This window comes from Streptomyces sp. LS1784 (assembly GCF_020103755.1).
GTDB lineage: Bacteria > Actinomycetota > Actinomycetes > Streptomycetales > Streptomycetaceae > Kitasatospora.
The window spans coordinates 1-6912 of record NZ_JAHSQD010000439.1 but is presented as its reverse complement, the minus strand read 5'-3'; the positions used below and the strand labels follow the sequence as shown (position 1 = coordinate 6912).

General features: G+C 72.9%; 5 protein-coding genes and 1 pseudogene. 4 read left to right on the top strand and 2 right to left on the bottom strand.

The window, feature by feature from the left end:
- Together KS423_RS33900 and KS423_RS33895 are read right to left on the bottom strand one after the other, a co-directional pair.
- Positions 1-262 (bottom strand): annotated as a pseudogene (locus KS423_RS33900) (sugar phosphate isomerase/epimerase); the annotation flags it as partial.
- Positions 263-267: 5 nt separating this feature from the next.
- Entirely contained in the window at positions 268-2226 is a 1959-nt protein-coding gene (locus KS423_RS33895) for a DUF2264 domain-containing protein (protein WP_224283586.1), read from the bottom strand.
- 255 nt (positions 2227-2481) lie between these two features.
- On the opposite strand from KS423_RS33895, the gene KS423_RS33890 reads away from it, so the two are divergent.
- The 4 genes from KS423_RS33890 (at position 2482) to KS423_RS33875 (ending at position 6783) form a co-directional block, all read left to right on the top strand.
- Positions 2482-3813: a sugar ABC transporter substrate-binding protein gene (locus KS423_RS33890; RefSeq protein ID WP_224283585.1), complete on the top strand. Its 1332-nt coding sequence runs from the start codon at positions 2482-2484 to the stop codon at positions 3811-3813.
- Positions 3810-4769: a carbohydrate ABC transporter permease gene (locus KS423_RS33885; protein ID WP_374120076.1), complete on the top strand. Its 960-nt coding sequence runs from the start codon at positions 3810-3812 to the stop codon at positions 4767-4769. The genes KS423_RS33890 and KS423_RS33885 overlap by 4 nt, the downstream gene beginning before the upstream one ends.
- Positions 4766-5680: a carbohydrate ABC transporter permease gene (locus tag KS423_RS33880; RefSeq protein WP_224283584.1), complete on the top strand. Its 915-nt coding sequence runs from the start codon at positions 4766-4768 to the stop codon at positions 5678-5680. The genes KS423_RS33885 and KS423_RS33880 overlap by 4 nt, the downstream gene beginning before the upstream one ends.
- A 122-nt stretch (positions 5681-5802) precedes the next feature.
- A complete protein-coding gene (locus tag KS423_RS33875; RefSeq protein ID WP_224283587.1) occupies positions 5803-6783 on the top strand; it encodes a hydroxyacid dehydrogenase in 981 nt (326 codons plus the stop codon).
- Positions 6784-6912 lie beyond the last annotated feature (129 nt).

Genomic DNA, 6912 nt, shown 5'->3' with positions numbered 1-6912 from the left:
GGCCGGTCAGGGCGGCGACCAGCCGGTCGTCGTCGCCCGGTGCGGCGACGCCGAGGTAGGAGGCGACGGAGAGCGGGGTGATCCCGTGGGCGGTGAACTCCCGCCGGGCGCTTCGCAGTTCCTCGGCCGTCATGGCAGGGTGCACCGGTTCGCCGGGCGCGCACCGCAGTTCGAGCCCCTGCCAGTGGTGCGCGGCCGCCAGGCGGAGGACCTCGGTGAGCGGGCGGCCGGGCAGGCCCAGGGTGGAGAGGGCGAGTCGCATGGTGGTCAGTCCTCCCGGCGGACGGCGACGGAGCCGGTGGCGAGCAGGGCGGTGTGCCGCCCGCCGTCCGGCCAGCGGACGTGGAGCAGGTGGCCTTCCGGGGCCCGCTCGGTGCGGACCTCGACGGCCGCACGGGGCGGCCGAACCGGGCCCTGGTCGAGCCGTGCGGTGCTGACGAACAACGCGGCCGCGTCGGCGACCCGCCCGGCGACGCGGGGCACCGCGCCGATGGCGCCGAAGGCGGTGCCCGAGGGCAGCGGGTCGGTGCCGGCCGTGGTGAAGCCGTCCGCGCAGCGCAGCAGCGAGACGAGCCGCAGGCCGTCCGTCCCGGTGGCGGTGGCGGTGGCGGTGGCGGTGGCGGTGACGTCCGGCCCGTCCACGGCGGTCTCGACGGAGTCGCCCGCCACGGCCCAGCCGCTGTGCCGGACCTCGGTGCCCGGTTCGGCCCCGGCGACCAGGTGGGCGTGCACCTCCTCGGCCCCGGCCGCGAGGACGAGCGAGGTCACGACGATCCCGGGGAGCACCGCGCCGCCCGCCCTGGGCCGGTGCTCGGAGGCGGCCCAGCCGTCGCCGGTGCCGAGCGGCCGGATCCGGCCGCGCTCGGTGAGCGTGCCGCCGACCACCAGGCCGAGGTGGTTGTCCGGTGGTCCGTCCAGCACCGGTCCGGTCGCGGTGGAGTGGGCGAGGCGTGCGTAGAGCGGGTCGTCGGGCAGCACCTCGTGCGCAGGCTGGTCGTCGCTGCCGTGGTTGTGCAGCCGGACGAGGCCGTCGGAGGCGGTGGACTGGATCAGCCAGCCGGGCCGGGGGAGCGGCCGGACGGCGTCGCCGAGTTCCGCGGGCCCGGGCTGCTCGACGGCCGTCCACACCGGGTGGTCCGGTGGCAGCAGCAGCCCGAGGAAGCCCTTGCTCGCCCAGTACGGGGAGGCGGGGCCGGAGTACGGCTGGACCATCGGCGGGTACGGCCCGTGCCAGCCGGAGGTGAGCAGGCCCTCGGCGTCGAGTGCGCCGCGGTCGAGGAAGTACCGCAGGGCGCCGGAGGCGAGGCGGCGGGTGGTGCCCGGGGACAGCGGGGTGCTCCCGCAGAGCGCTCCGGCCCACAGCGGGGCCGCGGCGGCGAAGCGGTAGGTGAGCGAGCGGCCCTGGTGGACGGGGGCGCCGTCGGCACCGAAGGTGCGCGCGGAGGCGTCGAGGTGGGCGGCGAGCCGGGCGCCGTACACGTCGAGCAGGTGCCGGTCGCCGCCCAGGTGGGCGTGGAGGACGGGGTAGAGGTGGAAGGCCCAGCCGTTGTAGTGGTCGAAGGCGCGTGGGCGTCCGTCGGTGTACCAGCCGTCGCCCAGGTACCAGGACTCGATCTTCGCCAGGCCGCGTTCCACGGCCCGCTCCGCGGCCACGCGGTCGATGCCCGCCTCGGCGAGGAAGCCGCCGACGGTGAGGGGGAAGAGCCACCAGTTGTTGTCCACCGGCGCTTGGCGGAGGGCGCGGGCCAGCCAGGCGCCGGCCCGTTCGCGCACGTCCTCGTCCAGACGGTCCCAGAGCCAGGGGCGGGTGATCCGCAGGGCCAGGGCGATCGAGGCGGCCTCGACCATGGCCTGGCCCCGGTCGGTGATCACCGGCCAGGAGACGGGGTCGGCGTCGGTGAGGGCACGTTCGATGGTCGGGCGGCGGGTGCCTGCGGCGAGCCCCTCGGCGTAGGCCGGGAGCAGGCCGTGGGGGTCGTCGCCGCCGGCGCCCGCGATGCGAAAGGCGGCCAGCAGGAAGGTCCGGGCGTACCCTTCCAGCCCGTCCGAGCGGGGGCCCGACCAGCTGGGGCGGTCGCCCGGCAGCCCGATCAGCGCGTGCTCGGGGCCCGCGTGGCGGCGGACGGCGGCCAGCAGGCCGTCCGCGGCGGCCTCCCAGTGGGCCCTGGTCCAGCCGGTGGCAGGGCTGAGCGAGCGGTTTTCGGGCGGTAGCTCGATCGGGGGCATGCCGGGGGCTCCTCGGTCGGGACGGGGGGATCGTATCCGGGAACAACCCAGATCGATCGCCCATGATATTGATCAAATGATCCGAGTGGACGGGGGTAAATATCACGGAAAGGGCGCTTTACCGTAAAGAAGCCCGAACATCGCCGGGGTCTGCCAGATCGAAACGGATCATTTGATCCAGAACCCTTGACTTCGATCGAAGTGCGGTCCCAGGATGGCCACACCCCGCACACCCCCTCCAACGGGAGACGAGCCATGCCCACCACCCCCACCCGCGTCCGCAGAGCCCCCCGTCTGGCCGCCGCCCTCGTCGCGTCCGCCCTCTGCGTGACGTCCCTCGCGGCCTGCGGCAGCGATTCGTCGAGCGGTGGCTCCGACGACGGCAAGCCCGTCGCCCTCACCTTCTGGGGCTGGGCCAAGGGCACCAAGGAGGTCGTGGCCGCCTTCAACGCCTCCCACCCGGGCATCCAGGTGACCTACGAGGAGATCCCCGCCGGTGTCGCCGGCGGCTACGCGAAGATCTCCAACGCGGTCAAGGCGGGCAACGCGCCCGACGTGTTCAACGTCGAGTACTCGCAGCTGCCGGACTTCGTCAGCCAGGGCGCCGTGCAGGACATCGGCAAGCTCGTCACGGACGACGTCAAGTCCAAGTACCTGAACCAGGCCCTGGACCTGACCACCCTCGGCGGCAGCACCTGGGCCCTGCCGCTGGACGCCTCGCCGCAGGCCTTCTACTACCGCAAGGACCTCTTCGACAAGGCCGGCATCACCGCGCCGAAGACCTGGGACGAGTTCCGCACCGCCGCCCAGAAGCTGAAGGAGGCCCAGCCGGACGCCCGGATCGCCACCTTCTTCCCCGACGACCCGACCACCTTCGAGGCCATGGCCTGGCAGGCCGACGCCCACTGGTTCAAGAGCTCGGGCGACGCGTGGAAGGTCGACGCCACCGGCCCGGAGACCAAGAAGGCCGGCGACTACTGGCAGCAGCTGATCAACGACGACCTCGTCCGGGTCATGCCGTCCTTCAGCCAGCAGTGGACGGCCTCCCTGCAGAAGGGCGAGACGGCCGGCTACCTCGGTGCCTCCTGGGGCGGCGGCGTGCTCAAGGGCACCGTCCCCGACGCCTCCGGCAAGTGGGCCGTCGCCCCCGTCCCCACCTGGGACGGCAACCCCGCCAGCGGCATGGTCGGCGGCACCACCTTCGCGGTCTCCAAGAACAGCAAGAAGGCCAAGGCCGCGGTGGAGTTCGCCACCTGGGCCACCACCACGCCCGAGGGCTTCAGCGCCCGCATCGCCTCCGGCACCTCCTCGGCCTACCCGGCCGCGCCGGCCCTGGTGCCCGTCGCCCAGGGCGCCTTCAAGACGGACTTCTACGGCGGCCAGGACGTCTACGCGATCTACGCCGACGCCGCCAAGTCCATCAAGCCCGGCTGGCAGTGGGGTCCGGCCATGGGCGCCACCAACACCTCCCTCAAGGACGCCTTCGGCAAGCTCACCCAGGGCGGCACCATCCAGTCCGCCGTGGACGCCGCCCAGCAGGCCACCGTCGCCGAGCTGAAGAACCGCGGAATCAAGGTCGCCCAGTGACCACCGCTCCAACCGACCGCGCCGTCCGTACCGCGCCCGCCCGCTCCACCAGCAGGCGGCGCCGGTACGGACGGTACGGCGCGCCCGCCCTGCTCCTCGCGCCGTTCCTGATCCTCTTCACCGCCTGCACGCTCGTCCCGATCGGGTACGCCGTCTACCTCAGCCTCTACACCGAGCACCGCTCCGGCCTCGGCTTCGGCGGCGTCGAGACGGTCTTCACCGGCCTCGGCAACTACACCCGCGCCCTCGGTGACCAGGCCTACCGGGACGGCTTCCAGACCACGGCCCTGTACTGCCTGCTGTACATCCCGCTGATGGTCGGTCTCTCCCTGGGCTTCGCGCTGCTGCTGGACTCCACGCTGGCCCGTGCCCGCCGTTTCTTCCAGCTCGCGCTGTTCCTGCCGCACGCGGTGCCCGGCATCATCGCCGCCCTGATCTGGATGTACCTGTACACCCCCGGCATCAGCCCCGTCATCGAGGCGCTGAACTCCGCGGGCACCAGCCCCGACCTGCTCGGCAACCCGCTGCCCGCCGTGGTCAACATCGCGCTCTGGGAGTGGGTCGGCTACAACACCGTCATCTTCTACGCCGCGCTCCAGGCCGTCCCGCGCGAGGTGCTGGAGGCCGCCGTCGTGGACGGCGCCGGCCCGCTGCGCACCGTCCTCAGCATCAAGATCCCGCTGATCCGCGCCTCGGTCGTGATGGTCGGCCTGTTCACCGTGATCGGCTCCCTCCAGCTGTTCACCGAACCGATGATCCTGCACGGTGCCTCACCCGGCGTCGTCAGCACCTGGACCCCCAACATGTACGCCTACACTGCCGCCTTCGACCGCGGCGACTACGGCCTCGCCGCCGCCTCCTCGGTGCTGCTCGCCATCACCGCGGCCGTCCTGTCCTTCCTCGTCACCTGGGCGACCCGCACCCGCCCCGCCCGCCGGACGGAGGCCTCGGCATGACCACCCTCGCCCCCGAACGCGACACCCGCGGGCGCCCGCGCGCCCCCAGGGCCGGCCGGGACAGCGCGCCGCGCACGCCCTGGACGCTGTCCAAGGCCGCCGTCAACGGCGCCCTCGTGCTCGCGGCCGCCTACACGCTGCTGCCGCTCGGCTGGCTGCTCACCGCCGCCGCCAAGAACACCGGAGACCTCCTCGGCGGTCACAGCCTCACGCCGTCCAACTGGAACCTCGGCGCCAACCTGCACGCCCTCGCCACCACCGGCGACGGCATCTACTTCCGCTGGTACCTCAACTCGCTGCTCTACGCGGGCATCGGGGCCCTGCTCTGCGCCCTCATCTGCGTCTGTGCCGGCTACGCCTTCCACGTGTACGGCTTCCGCGGCAAGGAGCAGTTGTTCGGGCTGGTCCTGCTCGGCGTGCTGGTGCCGACCACGGCCCTGGCCCTGCCGATGTACCTGCTCGCCTCCGAACTCGGCCTCGCCAACACCTTCTGGGCGGTCTTCCTGCCCTCCCTGGTGAACCCCTTCGGCGTCTACCTCTCCCGCGTGTTCTGCGCCGGCTACATCCCCGGCGAGGTGCTGGAGGCCGCCCGCACGGACGGCGCGAGCGAGTTGCGCGCCTTCTGGTCGATCGGGCTCAGGATGGTCATGCCCGGCTTCGTCACCGTGTTCCTGTTCCAGTTCACCGCGATCTGGAACAACTTCTTCCTGCCGCTGGTGATGCTCTCCGACAACCGGCTCTTCCCGGTCAGCCTCGGCCTCTACTCGTGGAACACCCAGACCCACGCGTTCCCCGAGTTCTACCCGCTGGTCGTCACCGGCTCGCTGCTGGCCGTCGTGCCGCTGGTCGTCGCCTTCGTCGCCCTCCAGCGCCACTGGAAGGCCGGCCTGACCGCGGGAAGCGTCAAGTGACCCACCAGACAGCAAGCTCCACGACCGCGCCGGAGAACCACGTGTCCAACCCGCCGAACCCGACTGCCGTGAACGGGAGTTCACCCGCCTCGCCGCGCCGGCGCCCGCGCGCCCTGCTGGCCATGACCCCGGACCTCGTCGGCCGGCTGGTCGACGACGAGACCATGGACCGGCTCACCACCCTCGCCGAACTCGATCCCGTGTTCGTCGTCGACGACTTCACCACCCCGGAGGCGGCCGCCGTGCTCGCCGAGACCGAGGTGATCGTCAGCAGCTGGGGCTGCCCGCCGCTCGACGAGGCCGTCCTCGCCGCCGCGCCCCGGCTGCGCGCCGTCGTCCACGCCGCCGGATCGGTCAAGCACCATGTCACCGAGGCCTGTTGGGAGCGCGGCATCCAGGTCTCCTCGGCCGCCTGGGCCAACGCCCTGCCCGTCGCCGAGTACACCGTCGCCAACGTGCTGTTCGCCAACAAGCAGGTGCTGCGGCTCAGCGCCGACTACCGCGAGCGGCGGGCCCCGCACGACTGGCAGGCCGCCTACCCCGAGGCCGGCAACTACCGGCGCACCACGGGCATCGTCGGCGCGTCCCGGATCGGGCGGCGCGTCCTCGAACTGCTCCGCCCCTTCGACCTGGACCTGCTGCTCCACGACCCGTACGTGGACGAGGCCGAGGCGGCCGCGCTGGGCGCCCGCGCGGTGACGCTCGACGAACTGTGCGAGCGCAGCGACGTGGTGAGCGTGCACGCGCCCGAACTGCCCGGCACCCGGCACATGATCGACCGCCGCAGGCTCGCCCTGATGCGCGACGGGGCGACGCTGGTGAACACCTCGCGCGGGTCGCTGATCGACCAGGACGCCCTGGTCGAGGAGCTGGTCTCGGGCCGCCTCAACGCCATCCTGGACGTCACCGTCCCGGAGGTGCTGCCCGAAGACTCGCCGCTCTACGACCTGCCCAACGTCCTGCTCACCCCGCACGTCGCCGGTTCGCTCGGCGGCGAGCTGCGGCGGATGGCGGCCGCGGCGGCGGACGAGCTGGCCCGCTACGCGAACGGCAGCCCCTTCACCCACCCGGTGCTGCGCGGCGATCTGGACCGCACCGCCTGACCGGGCGAGAGCCCCCGTCCGGCGGTGCGCCGAGGGCCGTAGGAGTCCCCCGACTCCTACGGCCCTCGGCGCTTCGTGGTGAGAGCCCCTGCCCCGAAAGGCCGTCGGCGGCCGTGCCTCCCCGCAGGG

What these genes read in the sequence shown, in the direction of transcription:
- KS423_RS33890 (WP_224283585.1), top strand. Translation starts at nt 2,482, where the DNA reads ATGCCCACCACCCCCACCCGCGTCCGCAGAGCCCCCCGTCTGGCCGCC.
- KS423_RS33880 (WP_224283584.1), top strand. Translation starts at nt 4,766, where the DNA reads ATGACCACCCTCGCCCCCGAACGCGACACCCGCGGGCGCCCGCGCGCC.
- KS423_RS33875 (WP_224283587.1), top strand. Translation starts at nt 5,803, where the DNA reads ATGACCCCGGACCTCGTCGGCCGGCTGGTCGACGACGAGACCATGGAC.
- KS423_RS33895 (WP_224283586.1), bottom strand. Translation starts at nt 2,226, where the DNA reads ATGCCCCCGATCGAGCTACCGCCCGAAAACCGCTCGCTCAGCCCTGCC.